Source organism: Serratia sp. CY29653 (assembly GCF_052169255.1).
GTDB lineage: Bacteria > Pseudomonadota > Gammaproteobacteria > Enterobacterales > Enterobacteriaceae > Serratia > Serratia sarumanii.
The window spans coordinates 206,776-232,424 of record NZ_JBJNLC010000007.1 but is presented as its reverse complement, the minus strand read 5'-3'; the positions used below and the strand labels follow the sequence as shown (position 1 = coordinate 232,424).

The following is a 25,649-nucleotide window of genomic DNA, read 5'->3' as shown; positions in this document are numbered from 1 at the left end:
TCAACACGACCGGTAACAACGGTACCACGACCGGAGATGGAGAATACGTCTTCGATTGGCAGCAGGAACGGCTTGTCGATAGCACGCTCTGGCTCTGGGATGTAGCTGTCCAGCGCTTCGGCCAGTTCGATGATTTTCGCTTCCCACTCAGCTTCGCCTTCCAGCGCTTTCAGCGCGGAACCGCGGATTACTGGCAGGTCGTCGCCTGGGAAGTCGTAAGCGGACAGCAGTTCGCGAACTTCCATTTCTACCAGTTCCAGCAGCTCTTCATCATCAACCATGTCGCATTTGTTCATGAATACGATGATGAAAGGAACGCCAACCTGACGACCCAGCAGGATGTGCTCACGGGTCTGAGGCATTGGGCCGTCAGTCGCAGCAACTACCAGGATCGCGCCGTCCATCTGCGCAGCACCGGTGATCATGTTTTTCACGTAGTCGGCGTGCCCTGGGCAGTCAACGTGCGCGTAGTGACGAGTCGGAGTGTCATACTCAACGTGAGAGGTGTTGATGGTGATACCACGAGCTTTTTCTTCTGGCGCGTTATCGATCTGGTCGAAAGCACGTGCAGAACCGCCGTAGGTTTTAGCCAGAACGGTGGTGATCGCTGCAGTCAGGGTAGTTTTACCGTGGTCAACGTGGCCGATAGTACCAACGTTAACGTGCGGTTTTGTACGTTCAAATTTTTCTTTAGACACGGCTATATTCCTTACTATAGCGCTCTCCCCTTCTGGAGAGAGCACGGGACTTTGGTTTTAACCCTGCGGCTTATTTGCCACGGGCTTCGATTACGGCCTGAGCGACGTTGTTCGGTGCATCATCATACTTCAGGAATTCCATGGTGTATGATGCGCGACCTTTAGTCAGAGAACGCAGCTGAGTTGCGTAGCCGAACATTTCGGACAACGGTACTTCAGCGTGGATCTTAACGCCAGTCACTTCAGATTCCTGACCGCGCAGCATGCCGCGACGACGGCTCAAGTCACCGATAACGTCACCGGTGTTCTCTTCTGGAGTCTCAACTTCAACCTTCATGATAGGCTCAAGCAGAACTGGTTTCGCTTTCTTAAAGCCTTCTTTAAAGGCGATAGACGCGGCCAGTTTAAACGCCAGTTCAGAGGAGTCAACGTCGTGGTAAGAACCGAAGTGCAGACGAATACCCATGTCTACTACCGGGTAACCAGCCAACGGACCAGACTTCAGCTGCTCCTGGATGCCTTTATCAACGGCAGGGATGTATTCGCCAGGAATTACGCCGCCTTTGATGTCGTTGATGAACTCGTAACCTTTCGGGTTAGAGCCCGGCTCCAGTGGGTACATGTCGATCACAACGTGACCGTACTGACCGCGACCACCAGACTGCTTGGCGTGCTTACCTTCAACATCGGTAATCTTCGCGCGAATCGCTTCGCGGTAAGCTACCTGAGGTTTGCCCACGTTAGCTTCAACGTTGAATTCACGCTTCATGCGGTCAACGATGATGTCGAGGTGCAGTTCACCCATACCGGCGATGATGGTCTGGTTAGACTCTTCGTCAGTCCATACGCGGAATGACGGGTCTTCTTTAGCCAGACGGCCCAGAGCCAGACCCATTTTTTCCTGGTCAGCTTTGGTTTTCGGTTCAACGGCGATAGAGATTACCGGCTCAGGGAATTCCATACGCTCCAGGATGATTGGAGAGTCTGGATCACACAGGGTGTCCCCGGTGGTCACGTCTTTCAGACCGATCGCAGCGGCGATGTCGCCTGCGCGAACTTCTTTGATCTCTTCACGCTTGTTGGCGTGCATCTGAACGATACGGCCGAAACGCTCGCGCGCAGACTTAACGGAGTTCAGCACGGTGTCGCCGGAGTTAACAACGCCGGAGTACACGCGGAAGAAGGTCAAGTTACCTACGAACGGGTCGGTAGCGATTTTGAACGCCAGAGCAGAGAACGGCTCGTCATCACTTGCGTGACGCTCAGCCGGAGTGTCTTTACCGTCGTCCAGGATACCGTTGATCGCAGGAACGTCAGTTGGTGCCGGCAGGTATTCGATTACCGCATCCAGCATCGCCTGCACGCCCTTGTTCTTGAACGCAGAACCGCAGGTAACCAGGATGATTTCGTTGTTCAGTACGCGCTGACGCAGAGCAGTTTTGATTTCTTCCTCGGTCAGCTCTTCGCCGCCCAAGTATTTTTCCATCAGCTCTTCGGAAGCTTCCGCAGCGGACTCGATCAGGTTCTGGCGCCATTCTTCAGCCAGATCCATCATGTCAGCCGGGACGTCTTCGTATTCGAAGGTTACGCCTGCGTCTTCTTCGTTCCAGTTGATCGCCTTCATTTTCACCAGGTCGATAACGCCGGTGAATTTGTCTTCTGCGCCGATAGCCAGCTGCAGAGGAACAGGGTTGGCGCCCAGACGAGATTTGATCTGGCCAACAACTTTCAGGAAGTTAGCGCCCATACGGTCCATTTTGTTAACGAACGCGATACGTGGCACTTTGTATTTGTTAGCCTGACGCCATACGGTTTCAGACTGTGGCTGAACACCACCAACAGCACAGTAAACCATTACCGCGCCATCCAGCACACGCATGGAACGTTCTACTTCGATGGTGAAGTCAACGTGCCCTGGGGTGTCGATGATGTTTACGCGATGCGGTTCGAACTGCTTGGCCATACCAGACCAGAAGGCAGTAGTCGCTGCAGAAGTGATGGTAATACCACGCTCCTGCTCCTGTTCCATCCAGTCCATGGTGGCAGCGCCGTCATGAACTTCACCGATTTTGTGGTTTACACCGGTGTAGAACAGAATACGTTCGGTAGTGGTGGTTTTACCGGCGTCGATGTGAGCACTGATACCGATGTTGCGGTAGCGTGCAATGGGTGTTGTACGAGCCATTTGATTCCTCTATTCCTAGGGCGTTCAAGTTCAGTTAACCCAAGCGGGCCGATTTGACGCGCCCGCTTGGTTAGCATGACTACAGCCGGGTGATTACCAGCGGTAGTGGGCGAACGCCTTGTTGGCTTCGGCCATACGGTGAACGTCTTCACGCTTCTTAACAGCAGAACCTTTGTTCTCTGCTGCGTCAGACAGCTCGTTCGCCAGGCGCAGAGCCATGGATTTATCACCGCGTTTACGTGCAGCATCAACGATCCAACGCATTGCCAGAGCATTACGACGAACCGGGCGGACTTCAACTGGTACCTGATAAGTAGAACCGCCAACGCGACGCGACTTAACTTCTACAGTCGGGCGAACGTTGTCGAGAGCGACTTCGAAAGCTTCCAGGTGATCTTTACCAGAACGCTGAGCCAGGGTCTCCAGCGCGGTATAGACGATTGCTTCTGCAGTAGATTTTTTACCGTCTACCATCAGGATATTTACAAATTTGGCCAGCAGCTCAGATCCGAACTTAGGATCTGGCAGGATTTTACGTTGGCCGATTACGCGACGACGTGGCATGGAAATACTCCGTTGTTAATTCAGGATTGTCCAAAACTCTACGAGTTTATTTTGACATTAAAGTTAAAACGTTTGGCCTTACTTAACGGAGAACCATTAAGCCTTTGGCTTCTTCACGCCGTACTTGGAACGAGCTTGCTTACGGTCTTTAACACCGGAGCAGTCAAGTGCACCACGGACGGTGTGGTAACGCACACCTGGCAGGTCTTTTACACGACCGCCACGGATCAGGATTACGGAGTGTTCCTGCAGGTTGTGGCCTTCGCCACCGATGTAGGAAGTCACTTCGAAACCGTTGGTCAAACGCACACGGCAAACTTTACGCAGTGCGGAGTTTGGTTTTTTCGGGGTAGTGGTGTATACGCGGGTGCATACGCCACGTTTCTGCGGGCAGGCTTCCAGCGCTGGAACGTTGCTTTTAGCAGCCTTCACAGAGCGTGGTTTGCGAACCAGCTGGTTAATTGTTGCCATTAAAAAAGCTCCTGGTTTTTGCTTCGTACTAGCTTCGTAAACATGTGATAAATCCCCTCGTATGCACTATTGGCAAAGTACGAGGACGCAGAATTTTAGGGCTGACCAGTATGGGTGTCAAGAAATATACAACATCACTCTCATTACCAGGCCATTTGGCTGCGGTGTTGTTCGGTTAATTCAACGAAGTGATTATAGCCGACGACAGTGATTTTGTGCGAAAAATGACCAACCAATCCCCGGGCTTCCAGGTCGTCCTGCAGCGCATAAAGGGATATGGGGGCGGCGAGCAGCGATTCAAGATGGGCGCTGCCGGCAAGGCCTGCAAGCACGCCGTCCTGCAGCAGCAGCAGCGCGTCACCCTCCGCCGTCAGGCGCAGCAGCGCAGGCAAGTCACATTGGTTTGGCGAGTGGCTCAGGGTATACAGCATCAGAGGATCCTAAAACGTCATCACGGCGTCGTAGCCGGCCAGTTCGCGGCGCAGTTCGTCCGGTGCCAGCACCTCGGCATCCAGCACCCAATCGGTCACCTGGCTCAGCCCACGCTCCTGCAGCGAAGCCTGGCACAGATAGCACCGCTCCACGTCATACAGCGGCAGCACGCCGAAGGTGGCGATGTAATTGCGCGCCAAAATCTTTTCCGGTTGCTGGCCCGGCAACAGCTGCAATACGCCGTCGCCGACAAAAAACACCCCCAAATCTTCACTGAGCGCCGACGTGGCGAGCAGCGCATCCAGCCCTTCCCTGCCGCCGGCGCCGCCGTGCGGCCCGTGGGTGAAAACAAAAGCGACTCGTTTCATCATATCCTCAGAACTGCACCAGACGGTCGCAACTCAGCGACGCTTCGGCCAGGGAACCCAGCCCGCTCAGGGTAAAGCCAGGCTGCAGGTTGGCGCTTGCCAGCCCCTGTTGCGCCGCCTCCTGCTCGTCGGTGACCCCACGGCGCAACGCGGCGGCTACGCAGACGTTGAGCGCTACGCCGTGTTGCTGCGCCAGTTGCGTCCAACCGCGCACCAGGTCGAACTCGTCGCTGGCGGGCGCGGTCAGCTGGTTGGCGTTCAGCACGCCCTCACGGTAGAAAAAGACGCTGGAAAGTCGGTGCCCTTTCGCCAACAAAGCCTGAGCGAACTGATAGGCGCTGCTGGCCTGCTGCGTGCCGTAAGCCGGGCCGGTGACCAACAGGCAATAATCGAGCATCAACGGTCGCTTCCCAACAGATCGCCGCTCTTGAACTGGCGGATGTACAGATACACGGTGTGTTTGGAGATGTTCAGGCGATCCGCCACCTGGTTGATCGCATCCTTGATGTCGAAGATGCCTTTCTCATAGAGGTTGAGCACCACCTGGCGGTTCTTGGCGTTATTGGACACCGAGCGGTCGGCGTTCACCTCTTCGATGGTGAACTCCAGCGTCTGCGCCACCAGATCGTCGACGGAAGACGCAAAATTCACCGACGACGGCACGTCCTGCGTGGCCGGCGGCATAAAGGTCTGCATGATCTGCGAAAACGGTACGTCGAGGTTCATGTTGATGCACAGCAAGCCGATCACCCGCTGCTCGCGATTGCGAATGGCGATAGTCACCGACTTCATCAACACGCCGCTCTTGGCGCGGGTAAAGTAGGCTTTCGACACGCTGCTGTCGTCGCCGGCCATGTCGTGCAGCATGCGCAGCGCCAGATCGGTGATCGGCGAGCCGATTTTACGCCCGGTATGTTCACCGTTGGCGATGCGTACCGCTGAGCTGTTCAGGTCTTCCAGCGCGTGCAGTACGATCTCGCAGTGGCCGCCGATCAACATCGCCAGCCCGTCGACCACCGCTTCATAGGATTTCAGGATTTCATGATCCGTTTGAGTAAACGGACGTTCATTCAGCAAATCAAGTTCGCTGGCTTCGCTGGATAAAAGCGAATTCGACATCGAAGATACCACCCTCATAGATCGCCTGTGCCAGGGGGCGCAGCTAAAACCGCTCGAACCGGATCGCTGCCGTCGTCGGCACGCCGCAGCGCGGCCGGCTGAGAGCGCCATCAAACGGCACGATGACATCCGCGGGCGAGGCGGCCGGGAACAATTTTAGGTACACGCCCTAAGGGGCAGACGCATGACTGATAAGTCAGAATTATTAGTCTAGCAAAGCGGCCGGAGCAAAGTCCTTGCGTTTGCGCGTGGTATTGACGTTAAGCCCGATGCCCGGCAGGCGTCAAGCGTTCAATGGAGAGAGAGGCGGCGGGGGCCGAAATGAAAACCGCCGCGGAGGGCATCCGCGGCGGTGGCAAACAAAGCGGCGATGTTATTTCGCTTTGGCGTCGGCTTTCGCGTCCGCCGGTTTTTCGGCTTTAGCGTCGGCTTTCGGCGCCGCTTTCACGTCCAGCAGCTCAACGTCGAAGACCAGCGTGGAGTTAGCCGGGATGCCCGGAACGCCGGTTTTGCCGTAGGCCAGCGCCGGTGGGATCACCAGCTTGATTTTGCCGCCTTTCTTGATGTGCTTCAGGCCTTCGGTCCAGCCTGGGATCACGCCGTCCAGACGGAACGACAGCGGCTCGCCGCGGGTGTAGGAGTTATCGAACTCGGTACCGTCGGTCAGGGTGCCTTTGTAGTTCACCACCACGGTGTCGCTGTCTTTCGGCGCTTCACCCGCGCCCGGCTTCTCTACCTGGTACAGCAGGCCGGATTCGGTTTTCTTCACGCCTTTTTCTTTAGCGAAGCTATCGCGGTACTTGGCGCCTTTGGTTTCGTTGTCCTTGGCGTCCTGCTCCATCTTCGCCTGAGCGGAAGCCTTCACGCGCGCTTCGAAGCCCTGCAGGGTCTTCTCGATGTCGGCGTCGTTCAGCTTGCTCTTGTTGGCGAACGCGTCCTGAACGCCGGCAATCAGCTGATCTTTGTCCAGCTTGATGCCCAGCTTCTCTTGCTCTTTCAGAGAGTTGTCCATGTAACGGCCGAGAGAGGCGCCCAATGCGTAGGCCGCTTGCTCGTCGTCGTTTTTGAACTTGCCGGTGCTCGGTGCTGCTGCCGCGTCCGCTGGTTTAGCGGCTTCTGCCGGTTTGGCGGCATCGGCTGCCATGACCTGGGTCGCATTCAGAGCAAAAGCCATGGTGGTTGCCAGAAGCGTGACTTTAAACAAAGATTTCATCCATTTCTCCAGTGTCTGAAGCAATGCCCCAAACAATCATTAGGTAAGATAACCGGGCTACTATAGCTGCCTGAAACAAAACAAAACAGTCGCACAGGTAACCAATCGAGTCAAAGTGTGACTCCCGCTTTGCCAAGAAGTTTCCCCCTGAGTGCTACTCCCATGATAAATCAGATTTTTCTTGCGGGATATTCGGCCAGGCTCGCAAAAAACGGCAGATCGCGCGTGCAACTTTTCAGCACTTTACACTGTCGATCGCAACGTTGCGCGCCGTCTGGAGAAATAGCGCGAGCAAACCCGGCGCCAGCTGTTACCATAGCGCCGAATCAGGATTTTATCGCGTCAGAGGTAGCCTCATGCACAACGCCGACATTCAACGCCTGCTACAGCGGCTTGAAGAACTGGAAAGCCGTCAGGCCTTCCAAGAGCTCACCATCGAAGAGCTCAACCAGACCGTCATCCAGCATCAAATGGAAATGCTGAAGATGCGCGAACACCTGCGCATGTTGACCGACAAGCTGCGCTCGACCCAAACCTCAATGATCGCCTCGCAATCGGAAGAAACCCCTCCGCCGCACTATTGAGGGCTCGCCATGCGGTTATTTCAGGCGTGCCAACCCTTCGACGGCACGCTCGAGATACCGGCGCGGGCACCCCAGGTTGATACGGATAAAACCGCGCCCCTGCGGGCCGAAACCGCTGCCCATCGACGGCGCCAGCTTCGCCACCGCCACCAGCGCCTGCTGCAAGTCTGTATCGCTCAAACCCAGCGAGCGGCAATCCAGCCAGGCGAGATAGGTCCCTTCAGCCTGGGTCATCGCGCACCAGGGCGCGGCGGCCGCCAGCGCCTGCTCAAACCAACGCCGATTCTCCGCCAGGTAGTCGAGCAGCTCATCAAGCCAGGCAGCGCCCCGTTGATAGGCCGCGGTCGCCGCCGTCATCGACAGCGCGTTGAATACATCCAGCCCGTGGGCGTTCAGCCGATCGACAAACGCCTGCCGAAGCCGGGCGTTGGGGATCAGGAAATTCGAAATGCGCAGCGAGGAGAGGCCGAACGTTTTGCTGGCGGACGTCGCCGCAATCACCCGATCGCGATATTCCTCGCCCAGATGCAACACCGACGTAAACGTCTCGCCGGGCAGCAGCAGATCGGCCCAAATTTCATCGGAGATCACCGTGACGTCGTGGGCGTGGCAGAGCGCCATGAGCCGCTCCAGTTCATCACGACGCCAGCAACGGCCGGTCGGGTTGTGCGGATTGCACAGCAACAACAGCGGCGGTTTACGCAGCGCCAGACAGGCGGCCAGCTGGTCGAAATCGATCCGGTATCCCTGCGGGGTTTCCCGCAGCGGGTTTTCAATCACCTCTCTGCCGTTCATGGTGACTATCTTGGCGAACGAGCCATAATACGGCCCCTGCACCACCACCCCGTCCCCCGGCTTGCTGAGCAGTTGGATCAGCATCGCCAGCCCCGGCACCACCCCTTCAATCGACGTGAACCACTCGCGCCGCAGCGGCAAGCCGTGCCGCTTGGCAAACCAGTCGATCGCCGCCTCATAGTAAGCGTCGTCGCGTTCGCTGTAGCCAAAGACGCCGTGGTCCACCCGCTGATGCAGCGCCTGCTGCACCTCTGGCGGGCACGGAAAATCGAAATCGGACACCCACATCGGCAACAGTTCGCTGCCGTCCAGTTGCAGATAGCGGTCGATGAAGTCCCACTTCACGGAGCCGGTGTTGTGGCGATCGATGATGGCGTTGAAATGACTCGTCATGTCAGGCTTCCTTACGCTGCAAGTCGTTCTGAGGTTGGAGTTTGGCGATACCGAAGCCGGTGAACCCATAAATCAGGGCGAACACCACCGCGGCATAACATTGGATCGCCCACGGCAGCAGATCGAGGGTGCTGACCCCCAGCGTGGTGGCCATGTAAATGCCGGCGGCCGTCCACGGGATCAGCGGTTCGATGACGGTGCCCGCATCTTCGACGGTGCGCGACAGATTTTTGTTGTCCAGCCCCATGCGTCGATAGGCCCCTTTGAACAGCTCCGCCGGGATCAGCAGCGCCAGCTTGCCGTCGCTGGTCGCGCCGGTCACCAGGATAGTGGTGGCAACGGTGGCGGCGATCAGCTGGCCGGTGGTGTGCACCACTTTCAGCAGCCGGCTGATGATCACCGTCAGCGCGCCGGTCAGCGTCAGAGCGCCGGCGAAGGAAAAGGCGCAGAACACCAGCAGGATCGTACTCATCATCGAGAACATGCCGCCGCGGTTCAGCAGGCGCGGCACATCGGCGACGATCCCTTCGACGTTATGGCCCTGAGCGGCGAACATCGACAGATTGAAACCGTCCATCAACGCATTCAGCCCCTGCTGCAGGCTAAAGCCCTGCAGCGCGACGCCGATGGCGATCGCCAGCGCGCAGGCGGCCAGCATGACGGGGATCACCGGCCGTTTGGTCACCGCGCCCCACAGCACCAGCACCGGCGGCAGGATCAGCAGCAGATTGAAGTGGTACAGCCCCTCGAGCGCGCCGACGATTTCGGTCACTTTTTCCGGCGTTGCCACGCTGCCCACCGCACCGGTGTGGCCGGCGATCAGGTACACCACGGCGGCCAGGATGAAGCTCGGCAGCGTCGTGTACATCAGATGCTGGATATGGCTGTAGAGATCGGTATCCGCGACGATGGCCGCGAAGTTGGTCGAATCGGACAACGGCGAAATTTTGTCGCCGAAGTAAGCGCCGGACACCACCGCCCCGGCCGCGGCGGCCAGCGGCACGTCCAGACCGGCGGCCACGCCCATCAGGGCCACGCCCACGGTGCCGGCCGCTCCCCAGGAAGTGCCGGTGCACACCGAGATCACGCTGGTGATGAAGAATGCGGCGATCAGAATGTATTGCGGGCTGATCAGCTTCAGCCCCCAGTACACCATGTAAGGGATTGTGCCGCTGATCATCCAGGTGCCGATCAGGCCGCCCACGCAGATCAGGATCAGAATAACCGGCATCGCCTTCGCCAGTTTGGCCACGATGGCCTCGATGATGTCGTCCCAGCGGTAGCCTTGCCACCAGGCCAACGCGGCGGCGATGGCGGCGGAAACCAGCAGCAGCGGTTCAATGCGCAGGCCAAACTGGCCATAGCCGATGATGAGCAGCAACAGCATGGCCACAATCGGCAGCGTCGCCAACCCAAGGTTGAGCGTTTTCTTATTATCCATATACGGCTCCTGTTGAAGATGGGGTACTGCAACAGCGTAATGGCTTCGATAATCGGAGGATGTGAGCGCAGGCAATCGGCCATGTAATCGGTTTCATGAGGTAGCGTTGTGTGAGCCGTCTCTCATTCGCCGCGCTTGCTTTGCGCATGCGCCTCACCGTCGGTTACGGAGTCTCGCAGGATAAGTTCGGCCGAAAAGCGGTTGTTCTGCGGCGCGACGTCGCTGCCGCTGTGGATCTGCAGCGCCAAGCGCGCGGCGCGTCGGGCCATTTTCTCGATCGGGTAATGCACGGTGGTCAACGAAGGATGGAGATATTTCGCCAGGGCAATGTCGTCAAAGCCGACGATCGACAGCGCCTGGGGCAGTTGAACTTGCCGTTGATGGCAGGTGCGCATCATGCCGGCGGCCATCACGTCGTTGAACGTCACTGCAGCGGTGAAGCGTTGGTCGCTGGCCAGAACGCGCTCGGCCGCCAGTTCGCCCCCTCGTTCGTTGAAGGGCACGCTGATGATCCAGCTGCCGGGCACCTCAATGCCGGCGGCGGCCATGGCCTGGCGGTAACCCGCTAGCCGCTGCGCGCGATCGTCGATCGGCAGATCCGCCGTCACGCAGGCAATTCTTCGATGCCCCTGGCGTATGAGCAGCTCGGTCGCCGTCTGCGCCGCATTGGCGTTGTCGAGCCAGATGCAACGGTTGGCGATCGCGGGCAGGTAACGATTGATCAGCACCAGCGCGGGCGTATGGGCGGCGTAGCGCAGCAGCGCCTCCTCCCCCATGCGCGTGACGTGCGCCACGATGGCTTCACATCCCTGATTGATGAGAAAATCGAGGCCGCTTTTTTCCAGCTCGGCCTGATGCCCGCCGCTGCACAACATCAACCGCACGCCGGCCTGCCGCGTGATGTCTTCCACGCCCCGCGCCAGGCGTGAAAAAAACGGATCGTCGAGATTGCCGGTCAGCAATCCCAGCATATTGCCGCTTCTTTTCGCCAGCGCCAGCGCGGCGGCGTTGCGATGGTAGTTAAACTCGCGCATCGCTTTCTCGACGCGTTCGCGGGTCACCGGTTCAACGTAGGCGGTATTATTGATCACCCGGCTGACGGTGGCCGTGGAAACGCCGGCGCGCCGCGCCACGTCTTTCATGGTGGCCATGGCATGTCCTGTTGTGCCGTTCGGCGCCCGGTGCGCCGCGCATAAAAAAGGGCAGCCGATGGCCGCCCTCTTGTCTCGTCACTGCGATCTGCTTAGTGGCAGCCGCAGCCGCCGTTACCGCAACCGCCTTTACCGTGGTCGTGACCATGGTCGTGATCGTGGCTGTGGCCGTGACCGCCGCAGCAGCCGTCACCGTGTTCGTGGTGATGGTCGTGCTCGCCGTGTACGTGACCGTGCGCCAGTTCTTCTGCGGTCGCTTCGCGGATCGCGACAACTTCCACGTTGAAGTTCAGGTTTTGGCCGGCCAGCATGTGGTTGCCGTCAACCACCACGTGGTCGCCGTCAACTTCGGTGATTTCAACCGGTACCGGGCCCTGATCGGTGTCAGCCAGGAAACGCATGCCGACCTGCAGTTCATCAACGCCCATGAAGACGTCTTTCGGTACGCGCTGCACCAGGTTTTCGTCGTAGTTGCCGTACGCGTCGTTCGCGCCGACGTGAACGTCAAAACGATCGCCAACGTCGTGGCCTTCGAGTGCTTTTTCCAGACCTGCGATCAGAGAACCATGCCCGTGCAGATAGTCCAGCGGTGCGCTCACCGGAGACTCATCAACCAAAACACCGTCTTCTGTACGTACTTGGTAAGCCAGGCTGACCACCAAGTCTTTTGCTACTTTCATGATATCTCCTACCGTTGGCTACTAGGACGCGCACCGTTATCGGGATGCGCGCCTTTTCCGGACAGATTGTAACGGAAATCTGCCTCGCTGTACCCTCCGGGATAAAAAAACGCTACTTCGGCTGGAAAATGCCGATCACCTGCTCTTGCGGGCGAACGTGTTTTTCCACCTGTTGTTCGGTCTGGCGCTGATGGTGGCCGCACTTGACGCACTCCACCACCTCCACCTGATCCTCCCGCCATACCGCCAGCGTATCCATGGCGCTGCAGCTCGGGCACACCGCCCCGGCGATAAATCTCTTACGTGTTACAGACATCGTTATGCTCCCGCTTATTCGTATTCGTCCCAGCCGTCGAACTGGCGACTTTCTTTTTGCATTTCGCGATGGAACAGCTCTTCCAGCTCGCGCCGCGCCTCTTTCACGCGGGAAATTTGCGCCACGTCGCCCTGATGCGGCGGCATCAGTTCACGCAGCATGCGCATATCCAGGCGGCGGAAATGCTGCTGGGCGCGGAAGGCCTGATGCGGGTGCATGCCCAACTCCATCAGCGCTTTGCGCCCCAGTTCCAGCGCGCTGGAGAAGGTCTCGCGGCTGAACTGCTTCACGCCCGCCTGCAGCAACTCATGCGCCTCCACGCGGCCGCGCGCCCGCGCCAGAATGCTCAGATTCGGGAAGTGCTGCTGGCACAGCCGCACGATCTCCATGGTGTCTTCCGGCTCATTGCAGGTGATCACGATCGACTTGGCTTTTTCGGCGCCCGCCGCGCGCAGCAGCTCCAGCTCGGTGGCATCGCCGTAATAAACCTGGTAACCGTAACGCCGCAGCACGCCGACGGCGCTGACATCGCGCTCCAGTACGGTAATGCGCATTTTGTTGGCCATCAACAGGCGGCCGATCACCTGGCCGAAACGCCCGAAGCCGACGATGATCACCTGCGGATCGTCGTCCTCTACGTACGGCGTTTCCTCTTCTTCGCCCTTGGCGTTATAGCGACGCGCCAAAATGCGGTCGATGGCCTGCATCAGCAGCGGCGTGGTCATCATCGACAGCGTCACCACCACCAGCAGCAAGGAGAGTTGATCCGGCTGCAGCACCTTTTGCGCGCCCGCCGCAGAAAACAGCACGAAGGCGAACTCGCCGCCCTGGCTGAGCACCCCGGCGAACTGCAGGCGCACCGAACTGCGCAGGCCGAACAAACGCGACACCCCGTAGAGCACGCCGGATTTGATCGCCACCAGCGCCAGCACGCCGATCAACACCTCAGCCAGATGTGTGTAGAGCACGCCGATATTCAACACCATGCCCACCGAGATAAAGAACAGCCCCAGCAGCAGCCCTTTAAACGGCTCGATGGAAATCTCCAGTTCGTGGCGGTATTCGCTCTCCGCCAGCAGCACCCCGGCGATGAAGGTGCCGAGCGCCATCGACAGGCCAAGCGTCTCCATAAACAGCGCCGAGCCGAGCACCAGCAACAGCGCCGCGGCGGTGAAGATCTCGCGCACGCCGGAAGCGGCGATATAGCGGAACAGCGGCCGCAGCAGGAAGCGGCCGCCGATCAGCATGCCGCCGAACGCCGCCACCTTGAGCGCGATCTTCGCCCAGTCGTCGCTGGTTCCGCCGGCGCCGGCCAGAATGGGGATCAGCGCCAACGCCGGGATCACCGCCATATCCTGGAACAGCAGCACCGAGAAGCCGAGCTGCCCCCCTTCGTTGCGGTTCATGCCCTTCTCGCGCATCAGCTGCAGCGCCATGGCGGTGGAAGACATCGCCAGGCCGATACCGCCGATCACCGCCGCCTGCCAGGCGAAGTGCGTCAGATACAGCAACGCGCCCAGCACCGCAGCGGTGATCAACACCTGGCCGGCGCCGGCGCCGAAGATCGAGCGCCGCAGCTCCCACAGCTTGCTGGGGTTCAGCTCCAGGCCGATGATGAACATCAGGAACACCACGCCCAGCTCGGAGAAGTGCAGGATCTCGTCGACGTCGCGAATGAAGCCCAATCCCCAGGGGCCGATGGCGATGCCGGCGATCAGATAGCCCAGCACCGCGCCGATCCCCAGGCGACGGGCGATCGGCACCGTCACCACCGCGGCGAACAGGAACAGTAAAATGGCGGTCAGTAAGGTCGATCCTTCCATGCTCACCGCCCTCCGCGCGGCAGCGGGTGGCTCAGCCACTCGCCGTAGGCGTCCGCATGGCTGCGCAGCACCTCCGGCTTTTGCCGCCGCGCCCAATACACCACGAACGGCGTCAGCCAATGCATATGGCACATCCCGGCGGTCAGCTCGAACGGCCGCAGAATATCTTCCATCGGGTAGTGGTTATAACCGCCGGTGCGGTAGGCGCCTTCCGGTTCGCCGGTGGTGATCACCGAACGCCAGTATTTGCCCGCCAGCGCATTGCCGCCCACGCCGCTGGCAAAGCCGCGCGACAGCACGCGATCCAGCCACTCCTTCAGCAGCGCCGGGCAGCTGTAGGTGTACAGGGGATGCTGAAACACGATGACCTGATGCTCACGCAGCAGCTGTTGTTCGTGATGGATATCGATAAAAAAATCAGGGTAGTGCGCGTAGAGATCGTGCACGGTGACATGTTCCAACTGCTGCGCCGGTCGAAGCAAAACCCGGTTCGCCACCGAGTCATGGGATTCCGGATGGGCATACAGCAGCAAGACCTTGGGCGGCTGCGACATCATTCCCCTCCAAAGCGTCGTCAGGGTAGCGGTTTTCCGTTACCATGCATCGCAAAGACAAAAACAGCGCGCGGTGCGCGTTCTGTTACCTTAATGATAATTTAACATACTCTGAACATACGGCGCTTTATGATTGTATTCTCCTCGCTACAAATCCGACGCGGCATCCGCGTCCTGCTGGACAACGCCACGGCGACGGTTAATCCAGGTCAGAAGGTCGGCCTGGTGGGCAAAAACGGCTGCGGCAAATCCACGCTGCTGTCGCTGCTGAAGGGCGAGATCGCGGCGGACGGCGGCAGCTTCACCTTCCCCGGCAACTGGGCGCTGGCCTGGGTCAACCAGGAGACGCCGGCGCTGGACGTGCCGGCAATCGAGTATGTTATCGACGGCGACCGCGAGTTTCGCCAACTCGAAGCCGAATTGCAGGCGGCCAACGATCGCAACGACGGCCACGCCATCGCCACCCTGCACGGCAAGCTGGACGCCATCGACGCCTGGACCATCCGTTCCCGCGCCGCCAGCCTGCTGCACGGCCTCGGCTTCTCCAACGAACAGCTGCAAAGCCCGGTGCGCGACTTCTCCGGCGGCTGGCGCATGCGCCTCAACCTGGCGCAGGCGCTGGTGTGCCGTTCCGATCTGCTGCTGCTCGACGAACCGACCAACCACCTGGATCTCGATGCGGTGATCTGGCTGGAGCGCTGGCTGAAAAGCTATCCCGGCACGCTGGTGCTGATCTCGCACGACCGCGACTTCCTCGATCCGATCGTCGACAAGATCCTGCATATCGAACAGCAGACGATCAATGAATACACCGGTAACTATTCGTCGTTCGAACGCCAGCGCGCCACCAAACTGGCGCAGCAGCAGTCGCTGTATCAGCACCAGCAAGAGAAAGTGGCGCACCTGCAAAGCTATATCGACCGTTTCCGCGCGCAGGCCACCAAGGCCAAGCAGGCGCAGAGCCGCATCAAGATGCTGGAGCGCATGGAGCTGATCGCCCCGGCACACGTCGACAACCCGTTCACCTTCAGCTTCCGTCCGCCGGAAAGCCTGCCGAACCCGCTGCTGCGCATGGACAAAGTCAGCGCCGGGTATGGCGATAAAGTGATCCTGAAGTCAATCAAGCTGAACCTGGTGCCCGGCTCGCGCATTGGCCTGCTCGGCCGCAACGGCGCCGGTAAATCCACGCTGATCAAACTGCTGGCCGGCACCCTGGAACCGCTGAGCGGCGAGATTGGCCTGGCGAAAGGCATCAAGCTGGGTTACTTCGCCCAGCACCAGCTGGAATTCCTGCGCGCCGACGAATCGCCGCTGCAGCACCTGAGCCGCATCGCACCACGGGTGCTGGAACAGCAGCTGCGCGACTATCTGGGCGGCTTCGGTTTCCAGGGCGACAAGGTCAGCGAAGTGACCGAACGCTTCTCCGGCGGCGAGAAGGCGCGGCTGGTGCTGGCGCTGATCGTCTGGCAGCGCCCTAACCTGCTGCTGCTCGATGAACCGACCAACCACCTGGATCTCGACATGCGTCAGGCGCTGACCGAAGCGCTGATCGATTTCGAAGGCGCGTTGGTGGTGGTCTCGCACGACCGTCACCTGCTGCGCTCCACCACCGACGATCTGTACCTGGTGCACGACGGCCAGGTCGAGCCTTTCGAGGGCGATCTCGACGACTACCAGCAGTGGCTTGTCGACCTGCAGCGCCAGGAAAGCCAGCAGGACGCGCCGGAAAAAGAGAGCGGCGGCAACAGCGCGCAGGCGCGCAAGGATCAAAAACGCCGCGAGGCGGAGTTCCGTACGCAGACCCAGCCGCTGCGCAAGCAGATCGCCAAGCTGGAACAGCAGATGGAAAAACTGGGCGCCGAACTGGCGGCGGTGGAGGAACAGCTGGCGGATCCCGCACTGTACGACATCAACCGCAAGGCCGAGTTGACCGACTGCCTGCAAAAGCAAAGCCAGGCCAAATCCGCGCTGGAAGAGACGGAAATGACCTGGCTGGATGCGCAGGAACAGCTGGAACAGTTAACGCAGGCGTTCGAAGCCTAAGCCTCAGGCCTTATAAAAAGGCCTATCCCCCAGAATGGTCGCGCGGTGCATGATGCGCCGCTGCGGCAGATAATCCGCGTTGGCGTAGTGCTGCGTCACGCGGTTATCCCAGATCGCCACGTCATTTTCCTGCCAGCGCCAGCGCACCTGAAACTCCGGTTTGGTGATGTGAGCAAACAGGAAGTTCAGCAAAGCGTCGCTCTCTTTCGGCGCCAGATCGACGATCCGCGTGGTAAACCCTTCATTGACGAACAGCGCCTGCCGGCCGCTGACCGGGTGGGTGCGCACCACCGGATGCAGCAGCGGCGGGTTTTTCTGCACCGCCTGTTGCCAGCGCTGATGCTCCTCTACACTGCCGCGATGTTTGTGCTCCGGGAACGACTTGGTGAAGTCATGCTCCGCACGCAGCCCCGCCAACAGCGTTCTGAACGGCGCCGACAGCGCCTCGTAGGCCGCGATGCCGCTGGCCCACAGCGTATCGCCGCCGGTGGAAGGCAAGGTCTTGGCCGCCAGGATCGCCCCCAGCGGCGGGTTGTCGATAAAGGTCACGTCGGTGTGCCAGTTATCGTTGTCCGGCGGGTTGTCGTCGTGGGTATCGAGCACGATGATCTCTTCCACGTCGGTGGCGTGCGGATAGACCGGATGGATATGCAGATCGCCGAAGCGGCCGGCCAGATCGCGCTGCTGCAGCGGGGTGATCGGCTGATTGCGGAAGAACAGCACCTGATGCTTCAGCAAGGCGTGATAAAGCTGCTCAAACTGGCCGTCGCCCAGCGGCCGGGCCAACTCGACGTTTTCCACCAGCGCCCCGATGTAAGGCCCCAGCGGGGTGATATTCAGACGTTCGTTCATTGCTGTACTCCATGCCACGGGGTCAATCGGCGCTGCAGGGCACGCAGCCCCAGCTCCAGCCCAAATGCAATCACCGCAATCACGCCGATGCCGGCCAACACCACGTCGGTCGCCAGAAACTCACCGGCGGATTGCACCATAAATCCCAGGCCGCGCGTGGCGGCGATCAGTTCGGCGGCCACCAGCGTCGACCAGCCGACGCCCAGCCCGATGCGAATGCCGGTCAGGATCTCCGGCAGCGCGCTCGGCAGCACCACGAAACGCAGCACCTGCCAACGCGTGGCGCCCAACGCCCGGGCGGCACGCCCCCTCACCTGCGCCACGCTGCGCACGCCGGCCACGGCAGACAGCGTCACCGGCGCGAAGATCGCCAGATAAATCAGCAAGATCTTCGAGGTTTCGCCGATGCCGAACCAAATCACCATCAGCGGCAGATAGGCCAGCGGCGGCACCGGGCGATAGATTTCAATCAGCGGATCGAGAATGCCGCGCACCGTGTCGTTCAGCCCCATGGCGATGCCCACCGGGATGCCGACGATCACCGCCGCCAACAGCGCTACCAGAATGCGCCCCAGGCTGGCCGCCAGGTGTTGCCACAGCGTGGCGTCCATAAAGCCTTGCGGGCTGGCGATGGTGATCAGCTGGTGCAGCACCTGCTGCGGCGCCGGCAAAAACAGCGGGCTGATCAGCTGCAGCGCCGTCACGCCCCACCAGACGATCAACACCGTCAACAGCGTGGCGCCGCTCAGCCAAACGTTGCGCGGCACGCTGAAACGGCGCGCCGCTTTGCCCTGCGGCTGCGCCGCGGCCTTCAGAGTGGAATGCAGGCTCATAGCAAGGCCTCGCGCTGTTGGAAAACTTTGCCCAGCACGTATTCGCGCTGCGCGATAAATTCAGGATCGGACTTGATGGCGCGGCAGGCTTCGCCGTCGGCATAGCGTTGGCCGAAGTTCAGCGACAGCCGCTCCACCACCTGCCCCGGCCCCGGCGACAGCAGCAACAGCTCGCTGGCGAGGAACACCGCCTCTTCGATATCGTGGGTGATCAGCAGCACCTGTTTGCCGGTATCGCGCCAAATGGTCAGCAACAGCTCCTGCATCTGCTCGCGGGTGAACGCGTCCAGGGCGCCGAACGGTTCGTCCAGCAACAACAGCCGCGGATCGGCGGCCAGGGCGCGGGCGATGCCGACGCGTTGGCGCATGCCGCCGGAAAGCTGCCAGATAAAGTGCTGTTCATAGCCCGCCAGCCCCACGCGCTGCAGCATCTGCTCCGCCACCTGGCGGCGCTGCGCCTTGCCGACGCCGGCCAGCTGCAGGCCGAACTCGACGTTGTCCACCACGTTGCGCCACGGCAGTAAGCCCTCATGCTGGAACACCACGCCCCGTTCGGCGCTCGGGCCGTGAACGGGCGTTCCATCCAGCGTGATGCTGCCAGCTGAAGGCTCGATAAACCCGGCGATCAAATTCAGCAGCGTGGTCTTGCCGCAGCCCGACGGGCCGAGCACCACCACCAGTTGCCCGGCGGCAATCTGGAACGACACGTCACGCAGCGCGGGCCGCCCCTGATACTCTGCTGAAAGATGATTGACGTTTAGCATCCTGCTTCCTTACGACTGCGGCGCAGCCTGCACCTGTTTCACAAAACGGTCGGTCACGTAAGCGCTGTAGTCGCTGTCGACCTGCGGGATCTTGCCCTGCTGCTTGAGGAATTCGGCGGTATCGCGGATCGCCTTGTCCACCGGCTGGCCGAGCTGGGCAACCTGATCCGCCACCGGCAGATAACGGTTTCCCTTCACCAGCTCCGGCACCTGCGCTTCCGGCACGCCGCTCAGGCGCGCCAGCGTGCTGAGGTGGCTCGGATCTTTCAGCCACTGCTCCGGCGCCGCCAGGTAGGCCTTTTGCGCCTGTAGGGCGCTGGCGGCAAAGGCGGTCACCACGTCGGGATGTTTCTCGGCAAAGTCTTTGCGCACCACCCACACGTCCAGCGTCGGCGAGCCCCATTCGCCCACCTGCGCGGAGTCGGTCAACACCTTGCCCTGTTTGGCCAGTTCGTTGACCACCGGCGCCCAGACGTAAGCGCCGTCGATGTCGCCGCGCTGCCAGGCGGCGGCGATGGCCGGCGGCTGCAGATTGAGGATCTTCACCTGCTCAGGCTTGATGCCCCAATGCTTGAGCGAGGCCAGCAGGCTGTAATGGGTGGTGGAGATAAACGGCACCGCAATGCGCTTGCCGATTAGATCCTGCGGGCTTTTGATGTCATTTTTCACCACCAGCGCTTCGGAGCTGCCGAGCTGCGAAGCGATGAGGAACACTTCGATGGGGAGTTTCTGGCTGGCGGCCACCGCCAGTGGGCTGGAGCCGATATTGCCGATCTGCACGTCGCCGGAGGCCAGCGCACGCAGCACGCTGGAGCCGCTGTCGAACTTACGCCAGTCGACGGTCGCGCCGGACCGTTTGGCGAAGCTGTTTTCCGCCTGCGCCACCTTGGCCGGCTCCGCCGACGTCTGGTACGCCACGGTCACGTCCACCGCGTAGGCGCTGGCTGCGCTGAGCGCCAGCGCCAACAGCGCCGCGTTGCGTAAGGAAAAGAGTTTGCCCGCCATGTTCCGCTCCGTTGATAAAAATCTGTTCAGTTGCTGACAGTTTTATCTGAGCGGTGACGGGCGATAAAAGAATAAAAAAGTCTTCTTTATTACCCTGCGTAATATAAACGCGGATTACAGCGCGATCGTCCCGTGCAGGAACACGTGAGCATAGCCGCCGAGCAGCGTACGATCCCCTTGCAGTTCGCAGAACAGTTCGCCGCCGCGTGCCGAGACCTGCTGCGCCTGCAGCCGATGGCGGCCGAGACGCGCCGTCCAGTAAGGCATCAGCGTGCAGTGCGCGGAGCCGGTAACCGGATCTTCACCGCCGTCGAGCGTGAAATAGCGCGACACGAAGTCCACGGTGTCACCCGGCGCAGTGACGATCACCGCACACCCGGCCAGCGCGATCAGCGCCGGGATGTCCGGCCGCAGCGCACGCACCTGCGCCTCGTTTTCCAGCACCACCAGCAGCGCTTTCGCCTGCCACACCTCCTGCGGCTGCACGCCCAGCAGCGCCGCGAGGCCCGCCGGCTCAGCCACCTTCTGCGGCGGCCGAGCGGGGAAGTCGAGCACCAGCCGTTCCCCGTCCTGCGCATCGCGCTTGACGAACAGTTCGCCGCCGGCCGAGCGGAAGCGAATATCCTGCAGCGCCGGGTTAACCACGCTGAACATCACATGCGCCGCCGCCAGGGTGCCGTGGCCGCAGAGATCGACCTCGCGCTGCGGGGTAAACCAGCGGATGGCGGTCATGTCGCCGTCATCCCAGACAAAGCTGGTTTCCGGCAGGCCGATCTCGTTGGCGATCGCCTGCAGCCGCGCCGCCGGCAGCGGCTGCGTCAGTAGGCACACCCCGGCCGGGTTGCCGCGCAGCCCTTCGCCGGTAAAGGCAACCACGTGATAATAATTTTCCGCCATCGTTCGCTCCTTAATGCCAGATCAGTAACACACAGGCTGCGGTCAACAACCCCATGGAAACGTTGAAGATAACCCAGGCCTTTTTGCTGCGCAGCAGGCGGCCAATCACGGTGCCGAACGCCAGCCAGATAATGCCGGCGACGATGTTGACCGCCAAAATGCCCAGCGCGATCGCCGCAATGGAACCGTTGTACTTATCGCCCGCCAGGCTGAAGCTGGCCACCGCCCCCAGCGCCATCAGCCAGGCTTTCGGGTTGAGGAACTGCAGCAGCCAACCCTGATACAGCCGCACCGGCTGCGGCGGCGCCACGTCGGTTTCCAGTTTTTCATAGGCGGCGGTGGCGACTTTCCATGCCAGCCACAGCAGGTACAGGCTGCCGAGGATTTTCAGGATCAGGTGCAGCGACGGATAAACCAGGATCAGGCTGCCGACGCCGAAGGCCACCAGCAGCAAAATGCTTTGCATGCCGAGCATAATGCCGATCATCAGCCACAGCGAACGCATAAAGCCGAAGTTGGCGCCGGAAGTGGTCAGCAGCAGGTTATTGGGGCCGGGCGTGATGGCGGCGACCCACAGGAAGCCCAGCATCGAAAGGAATAAACTCGGTTCCATGGCACGGGTGCTCCTCACCCAAGGCGCTTTTTTGCAGTATCATTGTTAATTCTTGGTATTGAAGCTAACAGTGCGCTAGGGATCTCACAATAGCCGCCCACAACATTTTACTCAGCCTATGCCTAACACCTTTCGCCCTCTGACCGGGGCCAGTAACCCGCACCTGCAAACGCTGTTGCCGCGGCTGGTGCGCCGCCGCGTATTATTGAAACCGCATTGGCAGCGGCTGGAATTGCCCGACGGCGATTTCGTCGATCTCGCCTGGAGCGAGGATCCGGCGCAGGCGCGCGACAAACCGCGCGCGGTGCTGTTCCACGGCCTGGAGGGCAGCTTCTACAGCCCCTACGCGCATGGCCTGCTCAACGCCTGGCGCGAGCGCGGCTGGCTCGGCGTGGTGATGCACTTTCGCGGCTGCAGCGGCGTGCCCAATCGCAAGCAGCGCATCTACCACTCCGGTGAAACCGAAGACGCGCGCTTCTTCCTGCGCTGGCTGCGCGACCGCTACGGCGAGGTGCCGACCGCGGCGGTCGGCGTTTCGCTCGGCGGCAACATGCTGGCCTGCTACCTGGCGCAGCAAGGCGCCGACAGCTTGCTGCAGGCGGCCGTGGTGGTCTCGGCGCCGCTGATGCTGGAGCCCTGCGCCTACCGCATGGAGCAAGGCTTTTCCCGCGTTTATCAGCGCTACCTGCTGGGGCAGCTGAAACAAAACGCCACCCGCAAGCTGTTGCACTACCCGGACACCCTGCCGCTCAAGCTGTCCCAACTGAACGGTCTGCGGCGCATCCGCGAATTCGACGACGCCATCACCTCGCGCATTCACGGCTTCAGCGACGCTACCGACTATTATCGCCGCTGCAGCGCCCTGCCGCTGTTGCCGGCTGTCCAGACGCCGCTGCTGATCATCCATGCGAAGGACGATCCCTTCATGACCCCTGAGGTGATCCCCGACGTCGCCGGCCTGCCGCGCAATATCGAATATCAGCTGACCGAGTTCGGCGGCCACGTCGGCTTCGTCGGCGGCACGCTGAAAAAACCATACATGTGGCTGGAGCATCGCATTCCGGCCTGGCTTTCCCCTTATCTGGACATCCCGACGTGATCATTCCCTGGCAAGAACTGGCAACCGACACCCTCAACAGCCTGATCGAATCTTTTGTACTGCGCGAAGGCACCGATTACGGCGAGCACGAACGCTCGCTGGAACAGAAGGTGGAGGACGTGCGCCGCCAGCTGAAAAACGGCGAAGTGGTGCTGGTGTGGTCGGAACTGCACGAGAGCGTCAACATCATGCCGCGCGGCCAGTTCCGCGCCGGGCAGGAAGAAATTTAGTGGCGATCGGTTCTATGACTGACGGAAAAAATCAGGTAACAATGGGGCATTGCAAACCAGCGCGCGCCATTTTTTCCCGAGATAGAGAGCGTCAACAAGAGCCACAATAATCCCCTGACGCCGGCGCATTCAACACGGAGTGACAACCACCATGTCTGCCAAACATCCCGTTATCGCGGTGACCGGTTCCAGCGGCGCCGGCACCACCACCACCAGCGTGGCGTTCCGCAAAATATTCCAACAACTCAACATCCGCGCCGCCGAGCTGGAGGGCGACAGCTTCCACCGCTACACCCGGCCGGAAATGGACGCGGCGATCCGCAAGGCGCGCGATCTGGGCAGACACATCAGCTATTTCGGCCCCGAGGCCAACGACTTCGGCCTGCTGCAGCAGAGCTTCATCGACTACGGCAAGAACGGCACCGGCCGCTCGCGCAAGTATCTGCACACCTACGACGAAGCGGTGCCCTACAATCAGGTGCCGGGCACCTTCACCCCGTGGGAACCGCTGCCGGCGCCGACCGACGTGCTGTTTTACGAGGGGCTGCACGGCGGCGTGGTCACCGAGCACCACGACGTAGCCAACCACGTCGATCTGCTGGTTGGCGTGGTACCGATCGTCAACCTGGAATGGATCCAGAAACTGATCCGCGATACCGGCGAGCGCGGTCACTCTCGCGAAGCGGTGATGGACTCGGTGGTGCGTTCGATGGAAGATTACATCAACTACATCACGCCGCAGTTCTCGCGCACCCACATCAACTTCCAGCGCGTGCCGACGGTGGACACCTCCAACCCGTTCGCCGCCAAGGCGATTCCCTCACTGGACGAAAGCTTCGTGGTGATCCACTTCCGCGGGCTGGATCAAATTGACTTCCCCTATTTGCTGGCGATGCTGCAGGGCTCGTTTATCTCGCACATCAATACGTTAGTGGTGCCGGGCGGCAAGATGGGGCTGGCGATGGAACTGATCATGGCGCCGCTGGTGCAGCGGTTGCTGGAAGGCAAGAAGATCGAATAAACGCGTTGAGCGCGGCGCCGGGCCGCGCTCCGCCTCGATTACGCCGCTTGGCGGATCTCGAAGCTGTGGGTCACCGTGGCGGCCTTGTTGAGCATCAGCGCCACCGAGCAATATTTCTCCGCCGACAGGTTCACCGCACGCTCGACGATCTTGTCGGTCAGGTCCTGGCCGGTAACGATGAAATGCAGGTTGATATGGGTGAACAACCGCGGAGCTTCTTCGCGGCGCTCGGAGGTCAGCTTCACCTCGCAGTCGCGCACGTCGTTGCGCCCTTTTTGCAGGATGGACACCACGTCGATCGCGCTGCAGCCGCCCACCGACATCAGCACCATCTCCATCGGGCTGGGTGCTTTATCGCCGGCGTTGCCGTCCATCAGCACCTGGTGGCCGGAGGCCGATTCACCCAAAAACGTTAACCCTTCCACCCATTTAACTCTTGCCTGCATTCTGGTCACTCCGGTTGATTTCTTAAAATCAGAGTACGCTTTCGCATAGAAACAGGCAACGTAACCTGATGCTAATCATGCTGAAGCGAGACAACACGAGACACCCGCCTTACTCTGTGCTACAAACAGAGCCGCAATAAATCTTTCCGGGACACTGAATTTCAGGGAAACGCCCAGAGAAAGGCTCCTTTACCGGTATGTTAACAGAATGTAGCTTGCAGCGCTTACGGCAAGTTAATATGCTAGAGCGACAGCGTATTTTTATGACACGCCTCAAAACTTGCCGGTAGCCCTCGCTCATGACTGCGGCTACAGGCGGGTTTTACAGGGAACTCTGACCCCTGTGACACAAGGCAGCGATAACAACAGAGGATAACAGCGAATGGTTCTCGGCAAACCGCAAACAGACCCTACTCTCGAATGGTTCCTGTCTCATTGCCATATCCACAAATATCCATCGAAGAGTACGCTGATTCACCAAGGTGAAAAGGCCGAAACGCTTTACTACATCGTGAAAGGCTCCGTCGCGGTGCTGATCAAGGATGAAGAAGGTAAAGAGATGATCCTGTCCTACCTCAACCAGGGGGATTTCATCGGCGAGCTCGGATTGTTCGAAGAAGGCCAGGAGCGCAGCGCCTGGGTTCGCGCGAAAACCGCCTGTGAAGTGGCCGAAATTTCCTACAAGAAATTCCGCCAGCTGATCCAGGTGAACCCGGACATCCTGATGCGTCTGTCCGCCCAAATGGCGAGCCGCCTGCAGGTCACCTCCGAAAAAGTGGGCAACCTCGCCTTCCTGGACGTTACCGGCCGCATCGCGCAAACCCTGCTGAATCTGGCGAAGCAACCCGACGCCATGACTCACCCGGACGGCATGCAGATCAAGATCACCCGCCAGGAGATCGGCCAGATCGTCGGCTGCTCGCGCGAAACCGTTGGCCGTATTCTGAAAATGCTGGAAGATCAAAACCTGATTTCCGCCCACGGCAAAACCATTGTCGTCTACGGCACCCGTTAATCCCTGAAGAAACGGCGCAATCTGCGCCGTTTTTTTATCTGCTC

At 60.2% G+C, this 25,649-nt stretch carries 29 protein-coding genes; 6 read left to right on the top strand and 23 right to left on the bottom strand.

The annotated features are described in order from the left end of the window. The 9 genes from ACJ8HN_RS23190 to fkpA all read right to left on the bottom strand — a co-directional run. On the bottom strand, positions 1 to 698 hold a 698-nt coding region (locus tag ACJ8HN_RS23190; protein ID WP_342208666.1), incomplete at its 3' end, for an elongation factor Tu. A 70-nt stretch (positions 699 to 768) separates the two neighbouring features. Continuing rightward, entirely contained in the window at positions 769 to 2,883 is a 2,115-nt protein-coding gene (gene fusA, locus ACJ8HN_RS23185; RefSeq protein WP_033636256.1) for an elongation factor G, read from the bottom strand. Positions 2,884 to 2,976: 93 nt separating this feature from the next. Further along, positions 2,977 to 3,447, bottom strand: coding sequence for a 30S ribosomal protein S7 (gene rpsG, locus ACJ8HN_RS23180; RefSeq protein WP_004956203.1), 471 nt, complete (start codon positions 3,445 to 3,447; stop codon positions 2,977 to 2,979). A gap of 96 nt (positions 3,448 to 3,543) precedes the next feature. Then, the gene (rpsL, locus tag ACJ8HN_RS23175; protein WP_004930426.1) at positions 3,544 to 3,918 is read right to left on the bottom strand and encodes a 30S ribosomal protein S12; all 375 of its coding nucleotides are present in this window, start codon (positions 3,916 to 3,918) and stop codon (positions 3,544 to 3,546) included. Positions 3,919 to 4,061: 143 nt separating this feature from the next. Beyond that, positions 4,062 to 4,349, bottom strand: a complete 288-nt coding sequence (tusB, locus tag ACJ8HN_RS23170; protein ID WP_033636257.1) for a sulfurtransferase complex subunit TusB — start codon at positions 4,347 to 4,349, stop codon at positions 4,062 to 4,064. Between the two features lie 9 nt (positions 4,350 to 4,358). Continuing rightward, positions 4,359 to 4,718, bottom strand: coding sequence for a sulfurtransferase complex subunit TusC (tusC, locus tag ACJ8HN_RS23165; protein WP_033636258.1), 360 nt, complete (start codon positions 4,716 to 4,718; stop codon positions 4,359 to 4,361). Between the two features lie 7 nt (positions 4,719 to 4,725). Next, a complete protein-coding gene (tusD, locus tag ACJ8HN_RS23160; protein ID WP_033636259.1) occupies positions 4,726 to 5,115 on the bottom strand; it encodes a sulfurtransferase complex subunit TusD in 390 nt (129 codons plus the stop codon). Then, a complete protein-coding gene (locus tag ACJ8HN_RS23155; RefSeq protein WP_004930418.1) occupies positions 5,115 to 5,837 on the bottom strand; it encodes a helix-turn-helix transcriptional regulator in 723 nt (240 codons plus the stop codon). Before ACJ8HN_RS23155 ends, tusD begins: the two co-directional genes overlap by 1 nt. Before the next feature lie 373 nt (positions 5,838 to 6,210). After that, complete coding sequence (gene fkpA / locus ACJ8HN_RS23150) at positions 6,211 to 7,050, bottom strand: FKBP-type peptidyl-prolyl cis-trans isomerase (protein WP_016930330.1); 840 nt, start codon at positions 7,048 to 7,050, stop codon at positions 6,211 to 6,213. A 356-nt stretch (positions 7,051 to 7,406) separates the two neighbouring features. On the opposite strand from fkpA, the gene ACJ8HN_RS23145 reads away from it, so the two are divergent. Then, entirely contained in the window at positions 7,407 to 7,634 is a 228-nt protein-coding gene (locus tag ACJ8HN_RS23145) for a SlyX family protein (RefSeq protein ID WP_004930414.1), read from the top strand. Between the two features lie 15 nt (positions 7,635 to 7,649). Here the strand turns inward: ACJ8HN_RS23145 and ACJ8HN_RS23140 are convergent, their stop codons facing one another. The 7 genes from ACJ8HN_RS23140 to kefG all read right to left on the bottom strand — a co-directional run bounded on the left by ACJ8HN_RS23140 (position 7,650) and on the right by kefG (position 14,787). Continuing rightward, the gene (locus ACJ8HN_RS23140; protein WP_033654875.1) at positions 7,650 to 8,822 is read right to left on the bottom strand and encodes a MalY/PatB family protein; all 1,173 of its coding nucleotides are present in this window, start codon (positions 8,820 to 8,822) and stop codon (positions 7,650 to 7,652) included. A 1-nt stretch (position 8,823) separates the two neighbouring features. Further along, a complete protein-coding gene (gene nhaC / locus ACJ8HN_RS23135) occupies positions 8,824 to 10,263 on the bottom strand; it encodes a Na+/H+ antiporter NhaC (protein ID WP_033636262.1) in 1,440 nt (479 codons plus the stop codon). 122 nt (positions 10,264 to 10,385) lie between these two features. After that, positions 10,386 to 11,414: a LacI family DNA-binding transcriptional regulator gene (locus ACJ8HN_RS23130; protein WP_033654874.1), complete on the bottom strand. Its 1,029-nt coding sequence runs from the start codon at positions 11,412 to 11,414 to the stop codon at positions 10,386 to 10,388. 92 nt (positions 11,415 to 11,506) lie between these two features. Then, the gene (slyD, locus tag ACJ8HN_RS23125) at positions 11,507 to 12,094 is read right to left on the bottom strand and encodes a peptidylprolyl isomerase (RefSeq protein WP_033654873.1); all 588 of its coding nucleotides are present in this window, start codon (positions 12,092 to 12,094) and stop codon (positions 11,507 to 11,509) included. A 112-nt stretch (positions 12,095 to 12,206) separates the two neighbouring features. After that, positions 12,207 to 12,410, bottom strand: coding sequence for a YheV family putative zinc ribbon protein (locus ACJ8HN_RS23120; protein WP_041036966.1), 204 nt, complete (start codon positions 12,408 to 12,410; stop codon positions 12,207 to 12,209). A 14-nt stretch (positions 12,411 to 12,424) separates the two neighbouring features. Next, complete coding sequence (kefB, locus tag ACJ8HN_RS23115) at positions 12,425 to 14,233, bottom strand: glutathione-regulated potassium-efflux system protein KefB (protein ID WP_033636264.1); 1,809 nt, start codon at positions 14,231 to 14,233, stop codon at positions 12,425 to 12,427. 2 nt (positions 14,234 to 14,235) lie between these two features. Further along, entirely contained in the window at positions 14,236 to 14,787 is a 552-nt protein-coding gene (gene kefG / locus ACJ8HN_RS23110; protein WP_033645385.1) for a glutathione-regulated potassium-efflux system ancillary protein KefG, read from the bottom strand. Positions 14,788 to 14,916: 129 nt separating this feature from the next. On the opposite strand from kefG, the gene ACJ8HN_RS23105 reads away from it, so the two are divergent. Beyond that, positions 14,917 to 16,830 (top strand): ABC transporter ATP-binding protein, encoded by a 1,914-nt coding sequence (locus ACJ8HN_RS23105; protein WP_197808081.1) that lies wholly within the window; start codon positions 14,917 to 14,919, stop codon positions 16,828 to 16,830. Positions 16,831 to 16,833: 3 nt separating this feature from the next. Here ACJ8HN_RS23105 and tauD read toward each other — a convergent pair whose 3' ends face one another. The 6 genes from tauD to ACJ8HN_RS23075 all read right to left on the bottom strand — a co-directional run bounded on the left by tauD (position 16,834) and on the right by ACJ8HN_RS23075 (position 21,794). Next, complete coding sequence (gene tauD / locus ACJ8HN_RS23100) at positions 16,834 to 17,682, bottom strand: taurine dioxygenase (protein ID WP_033654872.1); 849 nt, start codon at positions 17,680 to 17,682, stop codon at positions 16,834 to 16,836. Then, the gene (tauC, locus tag ACJ8HN_RS23095; protein WP_442524016.1) at positions 17,679 to 18,515 is read right to left on the bottom strand and encodes a taurine ABC transporter permease TauC; all 837 of its coding nucleotides are present in this window, start codon (positions 18,513 to 18,515) and stop codon (positions 17,679 to 17,681) included. Before tauC ends, tauD begins: the two co-directional genes overlap by 4 nt. After that, entirely contained in the window at positions 18,512 to 19,279 is a 768-nt protein-coding gene (gene tauB / locus ACJ8HN_RS23090) for a taurine ABC transporter ATP-binding subunit (RefSeq protein ID WP_038878069.1), read from the bottom strand. The genes tauC and tauB overlap by 4 nt, the downstream gene beginning before the upstream one ends. Positions 19,280 to 19,288: 9 nt before the next feature. Then, positions 19,289 to 20,284 carry a taurine ABC transporter substrate-binding protein gene (gene tauA, locus ACJ8HN_RS23085; RefSeq protein ID WP_033649304.1) on the bottom strand — a complete coding sequence of 332 codons (996 nt, stop codon included), beginning with the start codon at positions 20,282 to 20,284 and terminating at the stop codon, positions 19,289 to 19,291. Positions 20,285 to 20,398: 114 nt separating this feature from the next. Next, positions 20,399 to 21,181 (bottom strand): PhzF family phenazine biosynthesis protein, encoded by a 783-nt coding sequence (locus ACJ8HN_RS23080; RefSeq protein WP_033649305.1) that lies wholly within the window; start codon positions 21,179 to 21,181, stop codon positions 20,399 to 20,401. A 10-nt stretch (positions 21,182 to 21,191) separates the two neighbouring features. Then, positions 21,192 to 21,794, bottom strand: a complete 603-nt coding sequence (locus ACJ8HN_RS23075) for a LysE family translocator (protein ID WP_041036974.1) — start codon at positions 21,792 to 21,794, stop codon at positions 21,192 to 21,194. Between the two features lie 118 nt (positions 21,795 to 21,912). Here ACJ8HN_RS23075 and ACJ8HN_RS23070 point away from each other — a divergent pair, with 118 nt between their 5' ends. The 3 genes from ACJ8HN_RS23070 to ACJ8HN_RS23060 all read left to right on the top strand — a co-directional run bounded on the left by ACJ8HN_RS23070 (position 21,913) and on the right by ACJ8HN_RS23060 (position 24,144). Continuing rightward, entirely contained in the window at positions 21,913 to 22,893 is a 981-nt protein-coding gene (locus ACJ8HN_RS23070; protein WP_033649307.1) for a hydrolase, read from the top strand. Next, a complete protein-coding gene (locus ACJ8HN_RS23065; RefSeq protein WP_004930376.1) occupies positions 22,890 to 23,123 on the top strand; it encodes a YheU family protein in 234 nt (77 codons plus the stop codon). The genes ACJ8HN_RS23070 and ACJ8HN_RS23065 overlap by 4 nt, the downstream gene beginning before the upstream one ends. Before the next feature lie 151 nt (positions 23,124 to 23,274). Then, entirely contained in the window at positions 23,275 to 24,144 is an 870-nt protein-coding gene (locus ACJ8HN_RS23060) for a phosphoribulokinase (protein ID WP_033636275.1), read from the top strand. 38 nt (positions 24,145 to 24,182) lie between these two features. On the opposite strand, the gene ACJ8HN_RS23055 is transcribed toward ACJ8HN_RS23060, so the two are convergent. Then, positions 24,183 to 24,590: an OsmC family protein gene (locus tag ACJ8HN_RS23055; RefSeq protein ID WP_033654867.1), complete on the bottom strand. Its 408-nt coding sequence runs from the start codon at positions 24,588 to 24,590 to the stop codon at positions 24,183 to 24,185. Positions 24,591 to 24,972: 382 nt separating this feature from the next. On the opposite strand from ACJ8HN_RS23055, the gene crp reads away from it, so the two are divergent. Further along, positions 24,973 to 25,605, top strand: coding sequence for a cAMP-activated global transcriptional regulator CRP (gene crp / locus ACJ8HN_RS23050; protein WP_004090925.1), 633 nt, complete (start codon positions 24,973 to 24,975; stop codon positions 25,603 to 25,605). Positions 25,606 to 25,649: the final 44 nt, after the last annotated feature.